Genomic DNA, 18,528 nt, shown 5'->3' with positions numbered 1-18,528 from the left:
GGACCGGTCTCAGCCGCCTGCCGAGCCGGCGCCGACCACCTTGCCCCGGTCCCACATCCGCAGGAACCCGGCCCGGTAGCGCAGGCCGACCCGCTCGTCGGTGATCCGGACGATCAGGTCGTCGCGGCGCAGCGCCCGGCTGCTCCAGTTGTGCGAGCCGGTCCAGGCCCAGGTGGTGCGCGCGTGGTCGCCCACGGCCCCGTGCACGATCATCAGCTTCTCGTGCGTGGTGACCTTGCCGTCGGCGCTCTCCCGCAGCGCCACGCCGTGGTGGGCGAGGATCGAGCGCACCGCCCCGCCGATGCCGTCGCCGAAGAACACCTTGGTCCGGCAGCCGGCGGCCTGCATGTGGGCGACCTTCCAGGCGATCTGCTTGCCGCGGTCGCCGTTCCACGCGTAGGCGCCGATGAGCAGCCGGGTCGCCACGACCCGGTCGGGGTGCTTGGCCCCCGGGTCGATGTCCGCCTTGGTCACCTCGCACCTGACGTTGTCCAGCGCGCGCAGGACCGGGTCGGGGCGCGCGGTCGAGACCGCCAGCGGGGTGAAGTCGATCTGGTTGCCCGGCACCGACCGGCGGACGTAGGGCTCGTCGAGCGGCACGTCCTCCTTGAGCTGCTTGAACCAGGGCAGGTAGGCCCGGTAGTACCTCCGGTCGTCGGCCACCGTGTAGAGGTCGGACCACTGCTGCTCGGCGTTGTGGCGGGTCACGTTGACCGAGCCGACCATCGTGACCCAGCGCCGCTCGCCGGTGTGCCCGAAGGAGAAGTACTTCGCGTGCATCTGGCCGCGGCTGCCCCGGCAGCTCGCGTCGCACTGGACGGCGAACGACCGCGCGGAGGTGTCCGAGCCGAGCGCGTCCATGATCCGCGCCATCGCGGGGTAGGTGTGGTTGCCCGCGAAGACGATCTTCACCCGCACCCCGCGGCGGTGGGCGGCGATCACGGCGTCGGCGGTCTCGGGGTCCCCGAACGAGAACACCGCCATCCGCAGGGTCGAGCGGGCCGGGGCCCGGTCGACCGCCCGGATCAGCTGGGTGAGCAGCCGGCGCTGCTCGGCCGAGGAGCCGAGCGGGTTGTTGAAGTGCACGTTGGCGGTGGGCTGCCGCTCGGGGGCGGCCGCGTCGGCCCGGCTCGACGGCGCGAGTCCCTGGACCGAGGACAGCGCCAGGGCCGCGGCCAGGGCGAGGCCCAGGCGCCGCAGCAGCCGGGCCGGCCGGGTGCCGGGCGGACGGTCGAGGTGCGTGTGGTCGTGTGCGAGTCTCACGGTCCCGGGTCCCATCGACGGCCTGCGATGACGGACCGGCGTACGACGGCGGGTCACCCCGCGGCGTCCGTCACTTTCGTCACGACACTTTCACTGGTCCCACCGGGCACTCAAGCCCCTCTCGTGAATTACAGGCGGGTAGTTCGTGAGAACCTCTGGCGGGTCGCCGCATCACCAGTAACACTGGCCACGCTGGTCACCCTCGGAGACGTGTCTCCGGGCCCGACCCGGACCCGATCCCGAGACGAGCAGGAACCTTCGCATGACTCTCAGCCGCTTCCCGGGCAGCCGCCGGACCCCCCGCCGTACGGCCGCCGCTGCCGTGGTCGCCCTCGCGCTCGGTGGCGGGGCGCTGCTCCCCGCCGCGAGCCAGGCCTCCTCCACCGGGACCTCGGACGTGCCGCCGGCCTCCACCGACTTCGTCGTCAGCTCCTTCAACCTGCTGGGCGCCAGCCACACCGGCCCCGGCGGCGAGCGCAAGGGCTGGGCCGTCGGCGCCCAACGGATGGTGTGGGCCTCCGACCTGCTCGACCAGCACCAGATCGACGTCGTGGGCTTCCAGGAGATGCAGCTGCCGCAGTACCGCAAGTTCCAGGAGCTCGACGGGGCCACCTGGGGGATGTTCCCCGGCCGGTCGCTGGGCACCGCCGCGATGGCCAACAACATCGCCTGGCGCAAGGCCGACTGGGCGCTGGTGGAGTCGCGCACGGTCGTGGTGCCGTACTTCCACGGCAACCCGATCCGCAAGCCGCTGGTGCTGCTGCAGAACCTGCACACCGGCCAGCAGGCGTGGTTCCTCAACACCCACAACCCCGCCAACAAGAAGGGCCCCGCGCAGAAGTGGCGCAACCGGGCCGTCCGGATCGAGGCCGCCACCGTCAACGCGTTGAACCAGGAGACCCCCGACGTCCCGGTGTTCTTCACCGGCGACATGAACGACCGGGAGAAGTTCTTCTGCCCGATCACCGCGGCGACGACCCTGCAGTCGGCCAACGGCGGCAGCAACGTGGACGGCACCTGCACGGTGCCGCGCCCGACCCAGATCGACTGGATCATGGGCAGCCCCCAGGTCTCCTTCTCCGGCTACACCGCGCTGAAGGACGCGCTGGTCCGCAAGACCACCGACCACCCGCTGGTCTACGCGACCGCGTCCCTCCCGCCGGTCCCGGTGGTCAGTCCGGTCCAGCACGTGGTCGTGCTCGACGTGGAGGGCCTGCGCTCCCGGGGCCTGGCCCAGGAGATGGCCGCCGGCCGCCTCCCGGCCCTGGCCCAGATGATGAGCGAGGGCGCCTCGACGCTCGACGCGCGCAGCGAGGTCGAGAGCACGACCCGGCTGCCCAACGTGATCGGCATGCTGACCGGCCGGCCGGTCGACGTGGCGGCCGGCGGCCACGGCTACGCCGCCGCCGAGGACAGCGGGTCGACGGTGCGGGCGGCCCACGGGGGCAGGTACGTCTCCAGCGTCTTCGACCTGGTCCACAACCTCGGCCGCAGCACCGCCCTGTTCGGCAGCCGGGACGAGCTCGACGTGGTCGCCCGCAGCTGGGACGGGACCAACGGCGGGACCGACCCCTACCTCCCCGACGACGGCCGGGACAAGATCGACACCTACAGCAACGGCAAGGACGACGTGGCCGTGGTCCGCGACCTCACCGCGCAGCTGACCACCGACCCCGCCGCGTTCAGCTTCGCCCACCTCTCCGGCCCGGCCCGCAAGGGCGTCCGGAAGGGCTGGATGCGTCCCGGCTGGTTCGCGTCGCTCCCCCGGACCGACAAGATGATCGGCAAGGTGCTGACCGCGGTGCGGACCGACCCGGACCTCGCCGAGAACACCGTGGTGATCCTGACCTCCGACTACGGCGGCCGCGGCCACGACGGCAGCGACGCCACCCGCCGCGCCAACTACACCGTCCCGCTGGTGGTCTGGGGCACCGGGATCGCGCAGGGCGCGGACCTCTACGCGCTCAACCCGGCGTACGCCGCGACCCACCGCCTGCAGGCCTACGACGAGGCCACCCAGCCGCTGCGCAACGGCGACGTCGCCAACCTGGCCCTGGACCTGCTCGGGCTGCCCCCGGTGACCGGGAGCCGGTTCGACCTCGGCCAGGAGCTCACGGCGCTGGCCCCGGTCACCGACCCCACGACCCCCTGAGGCTCACCGGCCCCTGAGGCTCACCGGCCCGGCCGGTGCTCAGCGGACCGACGCCGCGGAGGCACCCACCGTGGCGTCGGTCCACAGGAAGTGGTGGTCGCTGGTGCGGTAGACCAGGCCGCCGCGGACCGAGTGGTAGTTGCTGAACGCGACGTCCGGAGAGCCCATGATCCAGTCCACGGTCATGTCCCCGGGGGGCGCGCAGCTGGGACCGGTCGACCCGCCCAGCGCCGCATGCATGCCGGTCCGGGTGGTCATCGGGCAGAAGTAGGCCTCGCGGTCGTTCATGTCCCCGGTCATGACCAGGGGCGTGCCCGAGGCGGTCAGCTGGTTGGCGAGCGCGACCTCCCGAGCCACCGCGACGCTCCGGAACCGGGCCGCGGGCCCGTGCACGTCGGCGGGGTTGTGGAAGTTGGCGAACCACACCTTCCGCCCGGTCCTGCGGTCCCTGAGCTCGAGGTAGGGCATCGGGGTGGAGCGCCCGTGGAAGTACGGGATCGCGATCGTGTGCGCCTCGACCAGGGTCCACACCGAGGTGTCCCAGACGATCGAGTTCGCGGTCGACTTGCGCACCAGCCGGGAGCCCGGGTAGGCGTCCCAGCCGGGCGTGGCCGCCCGGAAGGCGGCGTACTGCGAGGGCTCGAGCTCCTGCAGCCCGGCCACCGACACCCCGGCGCCACGCAGCAGCTGGGAGCCCCACCGGGCGCGGACCGGACCGGGGGCGCGGTCGGCGTGCTCACCGCCGGGCACGGTGTGGGAGGCGCCGAGCATGTTGAAGGAGCTGACCCGGAACGTCAGCGGGGGCAGCACGTCGAGGTCGGGCAGCACCACGACCGGCGCGCGCTTGATCGGCTCGGTGCGGGCCACGACGTCCTGGGCCGGCGGTGGGGCCGAGGTCGTCGCCGCCGGGGCCGGCCCCGCGCTGGACGGCCCCGCGCTCGCGGACGGTGTGGCCGACGCGCCCGTGGACGCGGTGGCGGTGGTGGTGGGCCCGGTGGTGGGCCCGGTGGTGGACGTGGCGGTCCCCCCGGGCGGCGGCACGTCGGCCGCCGAGGTCCGGGCCGGGCCCATGACGTGGCCCCAGGCGAGGAAGACCCCCGAGAGGGCCAGCAGCAGCACGGCGAGGGCCACGGTGCCGACGGTGGCCGGCTCCCAGCGTCGTCGTCGTGGACCCGGCCTGGCGGGCCGTTGCGGCCCGGGGGCACGGCGGGGCATGGACACCTCCGAGGGGCGACACGACGGACACGCGGAATCGGCACCATGCTATCCCGCCGTTACGCCGGCCCCGCCCGGCGATGCTGCGCGCGCCGGCACGCGGCAGGCCGGTAGCGTCAGGGCCGTGAGCACGACCCCCACCCGCGTCTTCGCGGCCCGCCTCGTCGGGCTGCCGATCTTCGACCCCCTGGGCGACCAGGTGGGCAAGGTCCGCGACCTGGTGGTGGCCGTGCGCTCCGAGGTCAACCAGCCGCGGGTCCTCGGCCTGGTCGCCGAGGTCTTCGGCCGGCGCCGGATCTTCGTGCCGATGACCCGGGTCACCAACATCGACAGCGGGCAGGTCTACACGACCGGCCTGTTGAACATGCGCCGCTTCGAGCAGCGCTCCACCGAGACCCTGGTGATCGGCCAGATGCTCGACCGCACCGTGCACATCCCCAGCCTCGGCGTGACCGGCACCGTCTACGACGTCGGCATGGAGCAGGCGCGCAACCGCGACTGGGTGCTGTCCCGGGTCGCGGTCCAGGAGCCCGCCAAAGGACTGCGTCGCCGCGGCCAGACCCACGTCGCGGAGTGGCGCGACGTCGAGGGCCTGACCCGGCGCGAGGAGACCCAGGGCGCCACCCACCTGATCGCCGCGCTCAACGAGATGCGTCCCGCCGACGCGGCGAACATGATCCACGACCTGCCCGTCGAGCGCCGGACGGCCGTCGTGGCCGCCCTCGACGACGAGCGGCTCGCCGACGTGCTGGAGGAGCTGCCGGAGGAGGACCAGGTCGAGATCCTCGAGCACCTCGACTCCGAGCGCGCCGCCGACATCCTCGAGGAGATGTCCCCCGACGACGCGGCCGACCTGATCGCGGACCTCCCCCCAGAGACGGCCGCGACGCTGCTGCAGCTGATGGAGCCCGACGAGGCCGAGGACGTCAGGCGGCTGATGTCCTACGCCGAGCACACCGCCGGCGCGATGATGACCCCAGAGCCGGTGATCCTCGGCCCCGACGCCACCATCGCCGACGCGCTGGCCCACGTGCGCAACCCGGACCTGCCGGTCTCCCTGGCGGCCATGGTGTTCGTGTGCCGGCAGCCGCTGGAGCCGCCGACCGGCAGGTTCCTCGGCGTCGCCCACATCCAGCGGCTGCTGCGCGAGCCGCCCTCGACGCTGGTGGCGGGCTCGATCGACGACACGATGGACCCGCTGCGCCCCGAGGCCAGCATCGAGCAGGTCGCCGCCCACCTCGCGACCTACAACCTGGTCGCCGCGCCGGTGGTCGACGACAACGGCCGCCTGCTGGGTGCGGTGACCGTGGACGACCTGCTCGACCACATGCTGCCCGAGAACTGGCGCGACACCCCGCTGCGTCCCGGCGACGTCCGCCCGGGAGGCAACCGTGGCTGACTCGACCCGCACCGCGGGCGGTCGCCTCGACACGCCCCGCGAGGCCCGGCGCCGCCCGCTGGTCCGGCGCCCGGCGTACAACGCCGACGCGTTCGGCGTCTTCGCCGAGCAGTTCGCCCGCTTCATGGGCACGGCGAGGTTCCTGATCTACATGACGGCCTTCGTGGCCATCTGGCTCGGCTGGAACCTGCTCGCCCCCCGCGACCTGCGCTTCGACGACTACCCGTTCATCTTCCTCACGCTGATGCTGAGCCTCCAGGCGTCGTACGCCGCGCCGCTGATCCTGCTCGCGCAGAACCGGCAGGAGGCCCGCGACCGCGTGATCGCCGAGTCCGACCGCCAGGCCGACGCCCGGGCGCACGCCGACATGGAGTTCCTGGCCCGCGAGGTCGCCTCGCTGCGGATGTCGGTCGGCGAGGTCGCGACCCGCGACTTCCTGCGCTCGGAGCTCCGCTCGCTGCTGGCCGACCTCGAGGAGCTGAACCGCCCCGGCGAGGACGAGCCGGAGCCGGCCACCCGGCCCGTGCAGTAGGGCGCCCCCTCACCACCTAGACTGGAGAATCATGAGCACGCCCTCCCTGGAGCAGGTCAACGCCGCCTTGGCGACCGTCAACGACCCGGAGATCAAGCGCCCGATCACCGACCTCGGCATGGTCGAGTCCGTGGAGGTCGACGACGCGGGCGTCGTGCACCTCACCGTGCTGCTGACCGTCGCCGGCTGCCCGATGAAGGACACCATCAACCGCGACGTCACCGCGGCCGTGACCCGGGTCCCCGGCGTGGCCGGTGTGGACCTCCGGCTCGGCGTGATGTCCGCCGAGCAGCGCTCGCAGCTGCAGCAGACGCTGCGGGGCGGCCAGGCCCAGCGCGAGATCCCCTTCTCCCAGCCGGGGAACCTGACGAAGGTCTTCGCGATCGCCAGCGGCAAGGGCGGGGTCGGCAAGTCCTCGGTCACCGTGAACCTCGCGCTGGCGATGGCCGCGCAGGGCCTGCGGGTCGGCCTCGTCGACGCCGACATCTACGGCCACTCGGTCCCGGCGATGCTCGGCGTGGCCGATTCCCGCCCGACCCAGGTCGACGACCTGATCATGCCGGTCCCGACGCCCAGCGGCGTCTCGGTGATCTCCATCGGCATGCTCAAGCCCCGCCGCGACCAGGTCGTCGCCTGGCGCGGCCCGATGCTCGACCGGGCGCTGGTGCAGATGCTCGCGGACGTCTACTGGGGCGACCTCGACGTGCTGCTGCTCGACCTCCCGCCCGGCACCGGTGACGTGGCCATCTCGCTCGGCCAGCACCTTCCCGGCGCGGAGGTCGTGGTCGTGACCACGCCGCAGGAGGCGGCCGCCGAGGTCGCCGAGCGCGCCGGCACGATGGCCTCGATGATGCACCAGCGGGTCGTGGGCGTCGTCGAGAACATGAGCTTCCTCCCCTGCCCGCACTGCACTGCGGAGGGCAGGGAGCACCGCCTCGAGGTCTTCGGCAGCGGCGGCGGCGACCGGGTGGCGGGCACGCTGTCGCAGCGCTTCGGCTACGACGTGCCGGTGCTCGGCCGGGTGCCGCTGGACACCTCGCTGCGCGAGGGCGGCGACATCGGCAAGCCGATCGTGGAGTCCGACCCGACCGCGCCCGCCGCCACCGTGCTGCGCGAGATCGCCGGCGTGCTCTCCGGGCGCAGCCGCGGACTCGCGGGCATGCAGCTCGGGCTCACCCCGACCAGCAAGCTCTGAGCCGTGTTCGGGGTCGGACTGCCGGAGATGGCGGTGATCGCGTTCGTCGCCGTGCTGGTGTTCGGCCCCGACAAGCTGCCCGAGCTCGCCCGGCAGGCGGCCCAGCTGGTGCGCAAGGCCAAGGTGCTCGCCAACTCCGCGCGCGACGAGCTGCGCTCCGAGCTCGGGCCCGAGTACGCCGACCTCGAGCTGCGCGACCTCGACCCGCGCACGATCGTGCGCAAGCACATCGCCGAGGCGATGGAGGAGGCCGACCGCGAGGCGGCGCTGCCGGTCCGGCGCGGGTTGCGGCCGCTCGAGGTCGGCGAGCTGCCGCCGTACGACGCCGACGCGACCTGACGGTCCCGTTGGTCAACGGCGGCTCTGCACCGCCACCAGCGCACTGAAGGGCACCAGCTCGAGGCGCCCCTCCCCCGCGACGACCTCGACGAAGTCGGCGCCGACCCGGTGCAGCACGCCCTCCTGGCGGCCGCCGTCCCGCAGGTGCAGCACGCACCGCTCCCCGGCGTCGGCCAGCCGGCGCAACGCCGAGCCGAGGCCCAGCCTCGCCACCGGCGACCAGGCGACCTCGGGCACCGAGCGGGGCGACGCGCCGAGGACGCGGAGCACCGCGCCGGTGCGGAACACCCAGTCCTGGCCCTGGCCGCGCAGCAGCCCCCACCCGCTGGCCAGCCGCTCGAGCACACCGGGCACCGGACCGATCCCCGGCAGGTCGAGGACCAGCTCCTGGCCCACCGAGGCCATCAGCCGGCTGGCGAGCGTCACGTGGTGGTACTCCGCCCGGCTGCGGTCGGCCAGCTCGAGCTGCCGGTCGGCGTCATAGAGCGACTCGGCCTGCTGCTCCAGGTCGTCGAGGAGGGCGAAGAGCTCCTCCTCCCAGGTCATGGCGGCCAGCCTGCCACAGGCCACCGCAGGCCTGTGGACGAACCGTTGACCCCGCGAGTAAAGACGCGTTGACTGAAGCAAACGCAAGCAAACGCAAAGGTCTCGCGATGAGCACACGGATCACCGCCTCGCCGTGGCGATGCCTGGCGGTCGCCCTCGCCGGCACCGCGGCGCTCGCCGGACTGGCGGCCGCCCTGGGGCCCGACCTGGCGGCCGCGGCCGCGGCCGCGCGCGGCGGGCGCCTCGCCACCGCGCCCTTCGCCGACCTGCTGGAGTGGCTGTGCGCCGGGGTCTCGCTCGCGGTCGCGGCCTGGCTGTGGTGCGGCACCGTCCTGCTCGCGGCCACGGCGGCCGGCGGGCAGCGCCGGCCCCGGACGGGCGGGCTGCCGGCGCCGGTGCGCCGCCTGGTGCTGGTCGCCTGTGGCGCCGCCGTCGCCGGCGGCCTCGCGCTCCCGGCGCACGCCCAGCCCGCGCAGCAGGCCCCGCACTCGCACCAGGAGCACGGCCGGGGCACCGCGGCCGCCTCGCTGGACGGCCTCCCGCTGCCCGAGCGGGCGACCGGCGCCGCCCCCCGCCGGTCCGCCGCTTCTCGACCCGCGATGGCACTCGCCCCGGTGCACCGGTCCGGCACGGTGGTCGTGCGCCCCGGGGACACCTTGTGGGCGCTCGCCGGCCGGGCGCTGCCCGGAGCCGCCACCGACCGCACGCTGACGCTGCGCTGGCAGCGCCTCTATGCGCTCAACCGCGCCGTCATCGGGCCCGATCCCGACCTGATCAGACCCGGCGAGCGGCTGCGCGTCCCGCGCTCCTGAGTCGACCCCGCCCACCACGAGAGGAGTCAGCCATGTCCCCGACCGACCGCCAGACCCGCCCGCAACCCGACCAGCCGGCCGGCGCCCGGAGCAACCAGGTGCTGCCGTTCCCGTCGCCCGTCCCCGTCGCCAGCGTGCAGGGCACCCTCGCGCTCGACCTGCAACCCCGGCACGAGCCGCCGCCTCGGGCGCACCGCCACGGGCGCCCCCCGGGCGAGGTCATCACGCTGGACCGGGCCGCCCGCCGGGACCTCGAGCAGTGGTCGCGCCGCTACGCCCAGGCCGCCGTCGAGATCGTCGGCGGGGACCGCCCCGCCTCCCAGCTGCTGCGCTGGTCGAGCCGCCGCGTCTACACCGACCTCCAGCGCCGGGCACAGCTGGTGGCCCGCGCCGGCCACCACCTGCCCGGCCAGGGGCGGGTCCAGCCGGTTCGACCCCAGGTGCGCGGCGTGCACACCAGCTTCGTCTCCCCCGACGTCGCCGAGGTCAGCGTGCACGTGCGCTACGGCCATCGCTCCCGGGCGCTGGCCGCCCGGTTCGAGCGACGCGGCGACCGGTGGCTGTGCACCGCCCTCGAGTTCGCGTGACCGAGGACGCGCCGGCGGACCCGCTCGTCGGGGGTCGGGTCAGGAGACCCGCGCGGTCAACCCGGTGGGGCCACCGGGACGACCGTGGCACTGCTTGAACTTCTTGCCCGAGCCGCAGGGACACTTGTCGTTGCGGCCGATCCCGGCGTACTCGTCGTCCGCGCTCGCGGCGGCCGCGGCCCGGACCTCGGCCTCCCCGTCCTCGGAGGGCGCGGAGTAGGACAGGTTCGCGGGCTGCTGCGGGAGGTCGAGCCCCTTGGCGTGGATGTGCGGCGCCTCGCGGCCGGGGGCGACACCCGGCAGCGGCTGGCGCATCGGCTCCACGACCTCCTCCTCGACCGGCTCGCCCTCCACCTCGACCTCGGGCTCGACCTGGACCTCGAGGTTGAACAGGAAGCCGACGGCCTCCTCCTTGATGCCGTCCATCATCGCGGCGAACATGTCGAAGCCCTCGCGCTGGTACTCCACGAGCGGGTCGCGCTGGGAGTAGGCGCGCAGGTAGATGCCCTCGCGGAGGTAGTCCATCTCGTAGAGGTGCTCGCGCCACTTGCGGTCGAGCACCGAGAGGATCACGCGCCGCTCGAGCTCGCGCATGACCTCCTCGCCGACCTCCTGCTCACGCCGGTCGTAGGCCTCGTGGGCGTCCTGGCGGATCGCCTCGACGAGGTCCTCGGCCTCCAGGTTGGCCCGGCCACCGGCCTGCTTGACCAGCACCTCGGGGTCGAGGGAGATCGGGAAGAGCTGGCGCAGCGCGGTCCACAGCGCCTCGAGGTCCCACTCCTCGGCGAACTCCTGGGTGAAGCCGTTGACGTAGCCGGTGACGACGTCGTCGACGAAGGTCCGGATCTGCTCGCGCAGGTCGGCACCCTCCAGGACGCGGCGGCGCTCGGTGTAGATCACCTTGCGCTGCCGGTCCATCACGTCGTCGTACTTCAAGACGTTCTTGCGGGACTCGAAGTTCTGCGACTCCACCTGGCCCTGGGCGTTGGCGATCGCGTTCGTGACCCTCTTGTTCTCGATCGGGACGTCGTCGGGGATCTTCAGCACCTGGAGCACCCGGTCGACCCAGTCGGACTTGAACAGCCGCATCAGCTCGTCCTGCAGCGACAGGTAGAACCGGGACGCGCCCGGGTCGCCCTGGCGGCCGGAGCGACCACGCAGCTGGTTGTCGATGCGCCGGGACTCGTGGCGCTCGGTGCCGACGACGTAGAGCCCGCCGACCTCCTTGACCGCGTCGTGCTCGGCCGCGACCTGCGCCTTGATCCTCTCGACCATCGCGGGCCACGCGGCGTCGTACTGCTCGGCGGTCTCGCCCGCGGGCTCCAGGCCCTGCTTGCGGAGCTCCTGGTCGGCGAGGAAATCCACCGAGCCACCGAGCATGATGTCGGTGCCTCGACCGGCCATGTTCGTGGCGACCGTGACCGCACCCTTGTGGCCGGCGAGCGCGACGATCTTGGCCTCGTCGGCGTGCACCTTGGCGTTCAGCACCGTGTGCGGCACCCCGCGCTGGCGCAGCAGCTGGGAGAGGTGCTCGGACTTCTCCACCGAGACCGTGCCGACCAGCACCGGCTGGCCCTTGGCGTTCCGCTCGGCGATGTCCTCGACGACCGCGAGGTACTTCGCCTCCTCGGTGCGGTAGACCAGGTCGGACTCGTCGACCCGCGCGACCGGCTTGTTGGTCGGGATCGGCACCACGCCGAGCTTGTAGATCTTGTCGAACTCCGCGGCCTCGGTCATGGCCGTGCCGGTCATGCCGGAGAGCTTCTCGTAGAGGCGGAAGTAGTTCTGCAGGGTGACCGTCGCGAGGGTCTGGTACTCCTCGCGGACCTGCACGCCCTCCTTGGCCTCGATGGCCTGGTGCAGGCCGTCGTTGTAGCGGCGGCCGGCGAGCATGCGGCCGGTGTGCTCGTCGACGATGAGCACCTCGCCGTCCATGACGACGTACTCCTTGTCGTTGCGGAACAGCTCCTTGGCCTTGATGGAGTTGTTCAGGAACGAGATGAGCGGGGTGTTCGCCGACTCGTAGAGGTTCTCGATGCCGAGGTGGTCCTCGACCTTGGTGATGCCGGGCTCGAGCACCGAGATCGTGCGCTTCTTCTCGTCGACCTCGTAGTCGACGTCCTTGACCAGGGTGCGGGCGAGCCGCGCGAACTCGCCGTACCAGCGCACCTCGTCCTGGGTGGGGCCACTGATGATCAGCGGGGTGCGGGCCTCGTCGATCAGGATCGAGTCGACCTCGTCGACGATCGCGAAGTGGTGGCCGCGCTGGACGCACTCGTCGATCGAGCCGGCCATGTTGTCGCGCAGGTAGTCGAAGCCGAGCTCGTTGTTGGTGCCGTAGGTGATGTCGCAGCCGTAGGCCACGCGCCGCTCGGCCGGGGTCATCTCCGGCAGGATCACGCCGGTCTCCAGGCCCAGGAAGTGGTGGATGCGGCCCATCATCTCCGACTGGTACTTGGCCAGGTAGTCGTTGACCGTGACGACGTGGACGCCCTTGCCGGCCAGCGCGTTGAGGTACGACGGCATCGTCGCCACCAGCGTCTTGCCCTCACCGGTCTTCATCTCGGCGATGTTGCCCAGGTGCAGCGCGGCGCCACCCATCACCTGCACGTCGTAGGGGCGCTGGCCGATGACCCGCTTGGCCGCCTCGCGCACGGTCGCGAAGGCCTCCGGCATCAGGTCGTCGAGGTCCTCGCCGTTGGCGAGGCGCTCCTTGAACTCCGCGGTCATGCCGCGCAGCTCGTCGTCGCTCATCGCCACGAAGTCGTCCTCGATGGCGTTGACGGCCTGCGCGATCGCCTCGAGCTGGCGCAGGATCTTGCCCTCGCCGATGCGGAGGATCTTGTCAAGAATGGCAGGCACGACGGCGTTACTCCCTGATCAGTTGAGTGCTGCGCCACTCTACCCAGCGCACCGGGCGCACCCTAACCGAACGCGCGGTCGGGGCCAGATTTCACGTTGATCGCCATTGACGCCAATATCGGTCCGGCGTTCAATGGAGGGACCATGACGAGCGCACGCAGCTACACGATGACCAGCCGGGCCCGGTCGGTCGAGGGGACCCGTCGGCGGATCCTCGACGCCAGCGTCGCCCTGCACCACGAGCGGCTGGTCGCCGACATCTCGCTGGACGACGTCGCCGCGCGGGCCGGCGTCAGCGTGCAGACCGTGCTGCGCCACTTCGGCAGCCGGGCCCGCCTGGTCGAGGCCACCGTCGAGCACGGCCGGGCCGCGGTCGTGGCGGAGCGGCGGACCCCGGTCGGCGACGTGGACGCCGCCGTGCGCACGATCGTCGACCACTACGAGCAGCGCGGGGACGGCGTGCTGGTGATGCTCGCCCAGGAGTCGCACCAGGAGCTGATGGCCAGGGTCACCACGGACGGCCGGCGCCTGCATCGCACCTGGGTCGAGGAGGTCTTCGCGCCGTACCTCGACGCCTCCGACGACCGGGTGGCGCTGACCGACCTGCTCGTGGTCGCCACCGACGTCTACACGTGGAAGCTGCTGCGCCGCGACCGCGGCCTGAGCCGCGACCTCACCGAGAACCGGATCCACCACCTGGTCCGCTCGCTGCTCGGGACGGCCGGACCCGCCCACCCCTAGGAGTCCCCGTGCCCGAGATCCTCTTCGTCACCTGGGACGGCGGTGGCAACCTGCCGCCCGCGCTCGGCCTCGCCACCGAGCTCGCCCGCCGCGGCCACCAGGTCCGCTTCCTCGGGCACGAGGCCAACCGTCGCCCGGTGCAGGCGGCCGGCTTCGAGCACGAGGCCTACGCCACGGCTCGCCCCTTCTCGTCCCTCGCGCCGGGATCACCGCTCGCCCAGCTGGCGATGTTCGGCGACCGCGGGATGGGCCGGGACCTGCTCGACTCGCTGCGCCGCTCCCCCGCCGACCTCGTCGTCGTGGACTGCCTGCTCTTCGGCGCCATGGAGGCCCTGCGCGAGTCCGGCACCCGGTACGTCGTCCTGGAGCACCTCTACGACGCCTACCTGCGCGGCCCGTGGCTGCGCGGCCCGCTCGGCGTGGGGATGCGGGTCCGCCGCCTCCGGCCGACCCGCTCGCTGGCCGGTGCGGCGGCCACCCTCGTGGCCACCCTGCCCGAGCTGGACGCCGGCAGCCGCGCCCCGCACGCGACGGCCCTCGACTTCATCGGCCCGGTGGTCCCGCCGTTGGGCCCTCGGCCGGAGGCCCGGGAGCCCGCCGTGCTGATCAGCCTGAGCACCTACGCCTTCCCCGGCATGACCGGGCGCCTGCAGTCCCTGCTCGACGCGGCCGGCGACCTCGAGGCCCGGGTCGTCGCCACCACCGGTCCGGCGATCGACCCGGCCGGGCTGCGTCCGGCGGCCAACACCGAGGTGCACCGCTACGTCCCCCATGCCGAGGTGATGCCGGCCATGTCGCTGGTGGTGGGCCACGGCGGTCACGGCACGACCATGCAGGCGCTGGCCCACGACCTGCCGGTGCTCGTCATGCCGATGCACCCGTTCCTGGACCAGCCGATGGTGGGCGCCAGCGTCGCCGCGGCGGGTGCCGGCGCGGTGGTCGGGCGCTCCGCGAAGCCGGCCGAGCTGGCGCCGGCGCTGGCCGGCCTGCTCGCCCCGGGCCCGCACCGCGAGGCGGCCGCCCGGCTGGGTGCCGCGATCCGCGCCAGGCCCGGTGCGGCGAACGGGGCGGACCGGATCGAGGCGCTGCTCAGGCCAGGGCTGCGAGGGCCGGGGCCAGGTCGCCCCTCGGCTCGACGCTGACCTCGGACAGGCCGAGCCAGCCGGCCAGGTCGCGCAGTTCGGCGGCCAGCTCCTCCGCGGTCTCGCCCGGGGCACCCGGCTCGGCGTACGCCGCCTTGACCAGCAGCCGGCCGGCCCGGCGGTCGGCCTTGAGGTCGACCCTGCCGACGATGCGCTCGCCGAGCAGGAACGGCAGCACGTAGTAGCCGTGCACCCGCTGCGCAGCAGGCACGTAGATCTCGATCCGGTAGCGGAAGTCGAAGAGCCGCTCGGTGCGCTCCCGCTCCCACACCAGCGGGTCGAAGGGACTCAGCAGCGCTCGGGCGTGGGCCCGGCGCGGCAGCCGCGCGTCGCGGTGGAGGTACGCCGGCCGCCTCCACCCGTCGATCCGCACCGGCACCAGCTCCCCCTCCTCGACCAGCTCCTCGATCGCGGGGCCGACGTGCCGGTTGTGCATCCGGTAGTAGTCGCGCAGGCACTGCGCGGTGGCCACGCCGTGGGACCGGGCCGCCCGGCGGACCAGCTCCCGGTTCGCCTCGGCGGCCGAGGGGGTGGGCCGGTCCAGGACCGCGCGCGGGATCACCCGCTCCGGCAGGTCGTAGAGCACCTCGAACTGGCCGTTGCGGCCCGCGATCGCCAGGTCGCCGACGGTGTAGAGGAAGTCCAGGACCCGGCGGGTGTTGGACCAGTTCCAGCCCCAGTGCTCCTTGGCCCGGGGCAGGCCGTCGTCGAGGTCGCGCGCGGTCGAGGCACCCCGGTCGCGGACCTCCTCCAGGAGGCTCTTCTCCAGCTCCGGGTCCTCGTCGACGATCCCCCACTTGCCGCGGCGGGTGCGGTACTCCGCCATCCGGTGCTGCATCACCGGCCACAGCTCGACCGGCATGAACGCCTGGACGTGGGCCCAGTACTCCACCACCCGCCGGGGGCGGCGCTCGGCGGCCCGGTGCAGCAGGTCGACGTCGTAGGGGCCCATCCGCGAGTAGAGCGGCATGTAGTGCGCGCGCTGCAGCACGTTGACCGAGTCGACCTGGAGCACGCCGGTGCGCTCGAGGGTGCGCGCGAAGGTCCGCATCGTCGGCACCGCGTGCCGCTTGTCCAGGAACCCCTGGGCGGCCAGGGCCACGCGGCGCGCCTGGGCGGTGGACAGACGCTCGGTCAAGGCAGATCGAGCAGCTTCTCGCGGACGGCGTACATGACCGCCTCCATGCGCGAGTGCAGCTGCAGCTTCTCCAGGATGTTGCGCACGTGGTTCTTGACGGTGTTCTCGCTGATGAACAGCTGCTTGGCGATCTCGCGGTTGTTCAGCCCCTTGGCGACCAGCCGCAGCACCTCGAGCTCGCGCTCGGTGAGCCGCAACCCGGGCACGTGCTCGCGCTCGGGGCGGGACATCTGCTTGAACTCGTCGATGAGCTTGACCGCCATCGAGGGGCTGATCAGCGACTGGCCGTCCGCGACCACCCGCACCGCCTGCGCGACCTCCTCGATCGAGGAGTCCTTGAGCAGGTAGCCCGAGGCCCCGCTCTTGACCGCCTCGTAGAGGTCGGCCTCCTCGTCGGAGACGGTCAGCATGATGATCTTGGCCGACGGGACGGCGTCCTTGATGGCCAGGCAGGCCTCGATGCCCGACCGCTTGGGCATCCGGATGTCCAGCAGGATCACGTCGGGCGCCGCGCTCGCGGCCAGGGTCGTCCCCTCGATGCCGTCGCCGGCCTCGCCGACCACCTCGATGCCGGGCTCGACGGCCAGCAGCATCGTCAGCCCACGACGGAACAGCTCCTGGTCGTCGACGACCAGGACCCGGATGGGCTCGGGCTCTGACTCGGTCTCGTGATCGGCCACGTGCGCATCATGGCACGGACGGGACCCGGACGGGACCCGCATGTGGCCCGAACAGCAGGGAGGGATGGCCCGGACGGACCATCCCTCCCTTCCCGCCGGGACCGCGGCGGGGTGCGGCGGGGCTAGGCCTGGCTGTCCAGGTCCAGCGAGATCACGCCGTAGTCGTAGCCGCGCCGGCGGTAGACCACCGCCGGTCGCTCGCTCTCCTTGTCCACGAACAGGTAGAAGTCGTGGCCGACCAGCTCCATCTCGTAGAGCGCCTGGTCGAGGGTCATCGGGACGGCCGAGTGCGTCTTCTCGCGCACCACCAACGGGCCGTCGCCGGTGACGGCGATGGGGCCCACCTGGCGTTCGGTCACCGACTCGTCGCGGGGCGCGGGGACCTCGACCGGACTGTCCGCGAGAGCCTGCCCGACCGACACGGGGGCGTGGCGGCCCCGGTGGATGCGCTTGCGGTCGGCCGCGCGGCGCATCTGCGCGGCCATCTTGTCCAGGGCGATGTCGAGCGCACCCATCTTGTCCTCGGCCGCGGCCTCGGCCCGGATCACCGGCCCCTTGGAGAAGGCCGTCAGCTCCAGCCGGACCGCCCGGTCGTGCTGGCGCGGATTGGGTTCGCAGTCCACCTCCACATGGACCCGGATGATGCGGTGGTCGTGCTTCTCGAGCCGCGTCAGCTTCTCGTTGACATGACTGCGGAACCGATCCGACACCTCGCAGTGCCGACCCGTGACCACAACTTCCATGTGAACCTCCCGGTGCTTGGTTGGTTTCTCAGGACCCGCTCCGCTTCGTGCGCGCAGGATTCGCGGGCACGGGAGTGGGAGGAGTCCGCCCGGCCGACCTGGTCTTCGACCCCACAACCGCCTGCTGAGGGGTTCGCAGCTTCTCTGCCACTACTACCCTTCTCCCGCCCGGCGCCGTGTCTGACGACGAGGACGAGGCAGGACTTACCTCTAAGCCGCACCGTGATCGCCCCGCGGACGCGCCGCGGGACTTACGTGGGCCGCTTCGCCTGCGACTGGCATCGGCTAGCCGACGGGGCGCCCCGGGCCGGGGCACCTCGACGACGCAACCACGGACCCGGACGGACTCCATGCACCGACGCTAGTGGACCACCGGGCGCGACGAAAGGTCGGGCCCGAAATCACCGGCGCGACGGCGGCAACCGGCGCCGGGTGGCCGCCACGGCGGCCACGGCAGCCACCTGCAGGCCCACCGACTCCAGCGCGCGCTGGGCCTCCCGGGCCGTGGCGCCGGTGGTGAGCACGTCGTCGCAGAGCACCACCCGCACGCGGCGGCCGCGACGGGCGAGCCGGCGCAGGCCGCTGTCCGGGCAGGCCATCGAGCCCGCGAGGTTCGCCGCCCGGGCGGCCGCGCCGAGCCCCGCCTGGTCCACCACGCCGGGTCGGCTGCGCAGCAGCCGCGCCACCGAGACCTCCGTCCCGGGCCGCACCAGTCGCGCGGCCACCGTCGTCAGGGCGTACGTCGGGTCGTAGCCGCGGGCCCGCACGCTGCCGGGGCGGGAGGGCACCGGCACCAGCACCACCCGCTCCCCCTCGCCAGCCCCGTCGCCGGCCCCGGCCAGGGCGGCGGCCACGGCCTGCGCGAGCAGCCGACCCAGCGGCCCGCGCAGGCCGACCAGGCGTCGCTCCTTGTGGCCGACCACGAGCGCCTTCACGGTCCCGGCGTACTCCGCGGCCGCCCAGGGTGGGGCCAGCCCCGGCGGCGGCGGGGAGGGCCAGGACGGGCGCGCGCCGCCCGGCAGCTCGGCGGCGCAGCCCGCGCACAGCAACCGCCCCGGCCGGGCGCACGCCAGGCACCGGCCGCCGAGCAGCAGGTCGGCGGCCGCGTCGCGCAGTGGCGGCGGCAGGGCCTCGGGCACCTCCCGATCGGACCAGAGCACCGCCGTCCCCACAAGCGCCGGC

The 18,528-nt window shown here is 73.1% G+C and carries 17 protein-coding genes; 9 read left to right on the top strand and 8 right to left on the bottom strand.

What is annotated here, in order from left to right:
• Positions 1–9: 9 nt before the first annotated feature.
• Positions 10–1,263 (bottom strand): phospholipase D-like domain-containing protein, encoded by a 1,254-nt coding sequence (locus BJZ21_RS05255; protein WP_179662788.1) that lies wholly within the window; start codon positions 1,261–1,263, stop codon positions 10–12.
• A gap of 262 nt (positions 1,264–1,525) precedes the next feature.
• Here BJZ21_RS05255 and BJZ21_RS05250 point away from each other — a divergent pair, with 262 nt between their 5' ends.
• A complete protein-coding gene (locus tag BJZ21_RS05250; protein ID WP_179662787.1) occupies positions 1,526–3,415 on the top strand; it encodes an alkaline phosphatase family protein in 1,890 nt (629 codons plus the stop codon).
• Between the two features lie 39 nt (positions 3,416–3,454).
• On the opposite strand, the gene BJZ21_RS05245 is transcribed toward BJZ21_RS05250, so the two are convergent.
• Positions 3,455–4,546 carry an endonuclease/exonuclease/phosphatase family protein gene (locus tag BJZ21_RS05245; protein ID WP_179662786.1) on the bottom strand — a complete coding sequence of 364 codons (1,092 nt, stop codon included), beginning with the start codon at positions 4,544–4,546 and terminating at the stop codon, positions 3,455–3,457.
• A 208-nt stretch (positions 4,547–4,754) separates the two neighbouring features.
• Here BJZ21_RS05245 and BJZ21_RS05240 point away from each other — a divergent pair, with 208 nt between their 5' ends.
• From BJZ21_RS05240 to BJZ21_RS05225, 4 genes are read left to right on the top strand one after another with little or no spacing between them, the layout of a single operon-like run.
• On the top strand, positions 4,755–6,029 hold the full coding sequence (locus BJZ21_RS05240; protein ID WP_179662785.1) for a magnesium transporter MgtE N-terminal domain-containing protein: 1,275 nt from the start codon (positions 4,755–4,757) through the stop codon (positions 6,027–6,029).
• Positions 6,022–6,561, top strand: coding sequence for a DUF1003 domain-containing protein (locus BJZ21_RS05235; RefSeq protein ID WP_179662784.1), 540 nt, complete (start codon positions 6,022–6,024; stop codon positions 6,559–6,561). The genes BJZ21_RS05240 and BJZ21_RS05235 overlap by 8 nt, the downstream gene beginning before the upstream one ends.
• A gap of 31 nt (positions 6,562–6,592) precedes the next feature.
• Complete coding sequence (locus BJZ21_RS05230; RefSeq protein ID WP_179662783.1) at positions 6,593–7,756, top strand: Mrp/NBP35 family ATP-binding protein; 1,164 nt, start codon at positions 6,593–6,595, stop codon at positions 7,754–7,756.
• A 3-nt stretch (positions 7,757–7,759) separates the two neighbouring features.
• Positions 7,760–8,095, top strand: coding sequence for a sec-independent translocase (locus BJZ21_RS05225; protein ID WP_179662782.1), 336 nt, complete (start codon positions 7,760–7,762; stop codon positions 8,093–8,095).
• A 12-nt stretch (positions 8,096–8,107) separates the two neighbouring features.
• On the opposite strand, the gene BJZ21_RS05220 is transcribed toward BJZ21_RS05225, so the two are convergent.
• Positions 8,108–8,641, bottom strand: coding sequence for a hypothetical protein (locus BJZ21_RS05220; protein ID WP_179662781.1), 534 nt, complete (start codon positions 8,639–8,641; stop codon positions 8,108–8,110).
• Between the two features lie 107 nt (positions 8,642–8,748).
• Between BJZ21_RS05220 and BJZ21_RS05215 the strand changes: the two genes are divergently transcribed.
• A complete protein-coding gene (locus BJZ21_RS05215; RefSeq protein WP_179662780.1) occupies positions 8,749–9,453 on the top strand; it encodes a LysM peptidoglycan-binding domain-containing protein in 705 nt (234 codons plus the stop codon).
• 32 nt (positions 9,454–9,485) lie between these two features.
• Complete coding sequence (locus BJZ21_RS05210) at positions 9,486–10,040, top strand: Rv3235 family protein (RefSeq protein WP_179662779.1); 555 nt, start codon at positions 9,486–9,488, stop codon at positions 10,038–10,040.
• A gap of 39 nt (positions 10,041–10,079) precedes the next feature.
• Here BJZ21_RS05210 and secA read toward each other — a convergent pair whose 3' ends face one another.
• A complete protein-coding gene (gene secA, locus BJZ21_RS05205; protein WP_179662778.1) occupies positions 10,080–12,902 on the bottom strand; it encodes a preprotein translocase subunit SecA in 2,823 nt (940 codons plus the stop codon).
• Between the two features lie 144 nt (positions 12,903–13,046).
• Here secA and BJZ21_RS05200 point away from each other — a divergent pair, with 144 nt between their 5' ends.
• Both BJZ21_RS05200 and BJZ21_RS21660 read left to right on the top strand, forming a co-directional pair.
• Positions 13,047–13,643 (top strand): TetR/AcrR family transcriptional regulator, encoded by a 597-nt coding sequence (locus BJZ21_RS05200; RefSeq protein ID WP_179662777.1) that lies wholly within the window; start codon positions 13,047–13,049, stop codon positions 13,641–13,643.
• Between the two features lie 8 nt (positions 13,644–13,651).
• Complete coding sequence (locus BJZ21_RS21660) at positions 13,652–14,785, top strand: nucleotide disphospho-sugar-binding domain-containing protein (RefSeq protein ID WP_179662776.1); 1,134 nt, start codon at positions 13,652–13,654, stop codon at positions 14,783–14,785.
• Here the strand turns inward: BJZ21_RS21660 and BJZ21_RS05190 are convergent.
• The 4 genes from BJZ21_RS05190 to BJZ21_RS05175 form a co-directional block, all read right to left on the bottom strand.
• Positions 14,733–15,923 (bottom strand): winged helix-turn-helix domain-containing protein, encoded by a 1,191-nt coding sequence (locus tag BJZ21_RS05190; RefSeq protein ID WP_246298452.1) that lies wholly within the window; start codon positions 15,921–15,923, stop codon positions 14,733–14,735. The two genes, BJZ21_RS21660 and BJZ21_RS05190, sit on opposite strands and share 53 nt — an antisense overlap.
• Positions 15,920–16,603, bottom strand: coding sequence for a response regulator (locus BJZ21_RS05185; protein WP_343051968.1), 684 nt, complete (start codon positions 16,601–16,603; stop codon positions 15,920–15,922). The genes BJZ21_RS05190 and BJZ21_RS05185 overlap by 4 nt, the downstream gene beginning before the upstream one ends.
• Before the next feature lie 122 nt (positions 16,604–16,725).
• Complete coding sequence (gene hpf / locus BJZ21_RS05180) at positions 16,726–17,346, bottom strand: ribosome hibernation-promoting factor, HPF/YfiA family (protein ID WP_179662775.1); 621 nt, start codon at positions 17,344–17,346, stop codon at positions 16,726–16,728.
• Positions 17,347–17,747: 401 nt separating this feature from the next.
• Complete coding sequence (locus tag BJZ21_RS05175; RefSeq protein ID WP_179662774.1) at positions 17,748–18,485, bottom strand: phosphoribosyltransferase family protein; 738 nt, start codon at positions 18,483–18,485, stop codon at positions 17,748–17,750.
• Between the last annotated feature and the right edge of the window lie 43 nt (positions 18,486–18,528).

It is taken from the genome of Nocardioides panaciterrulae (assembly GCF_013409645.1).
In the GTDB taxonomy this organism is placed as follows: Bacteria; Actinomycetota; Actinomycetes; order Propionibacteriales; family Nocardioidaceae; genus Nocardioides; species Nocardioides panaciterrulae.
Note: the sequence above shows the minus strand (reverse complement) of the source record. Positions and strands in the feature narration are given on the sequence as shown.

What these genes read in the sequence shown, in the direction of transcription:
- BJZ21_RS05215 (WP_179662780.1), top strand. Translation starts at nt 8,749, where the DNA reads ATGAGCACACGGATCACCGCCTCGCCGTGGCGATGCCTGGCGGTCGCC.
- BJZ21_RS05250 (WP_179662787.1), top strand. Translation starts at nt 1,526, where the DNA reads ATGACTCTCAGCCGCTTCCCGGGCAGCCGCCGGACCCCCCGCCGTACG.
- hpf (WP_179662775.1), bottom strand. Translation starts at nt 17,346, where the DNA reads ATGGAAGTTGTGGTCACGGGTCGGCACTGCGAGGTGTCGGATCGGTTC.
- BJZ21_RS05230 (WP_179662783.1), top strand. Translation starts at nt 6,593, where the DNA reads ATGAGCACGCCCTCCCTGGAGCAGGTCAACGCCGCCTTGGCGACCGTC.
- BJZ21_RS05200 (WP_179662777.1), top strand. Translation starts at nt 13,047, where the DNA reads ATGACGAGCGCACGCAGCTACACGATGACCAGCCGGGCCCGGTCGGTC.
- BJZ21_RS05220 (WP_179662781.1), bottom strand. Translation starts at nt 8,641, where the DNA reads ATGACCTGGGAGGAGGAGCTCTTCGCCCTCCTCGACGACCTGGAGCAG.
- BJZ21_RS05210 (WP_179662779.1), top strand. Translation starts at nt 9,486, where the DNA reads ATGTCCCCGACCGACCGCCAGACCCGCCCGCAACCCGACCAGCCGGCC.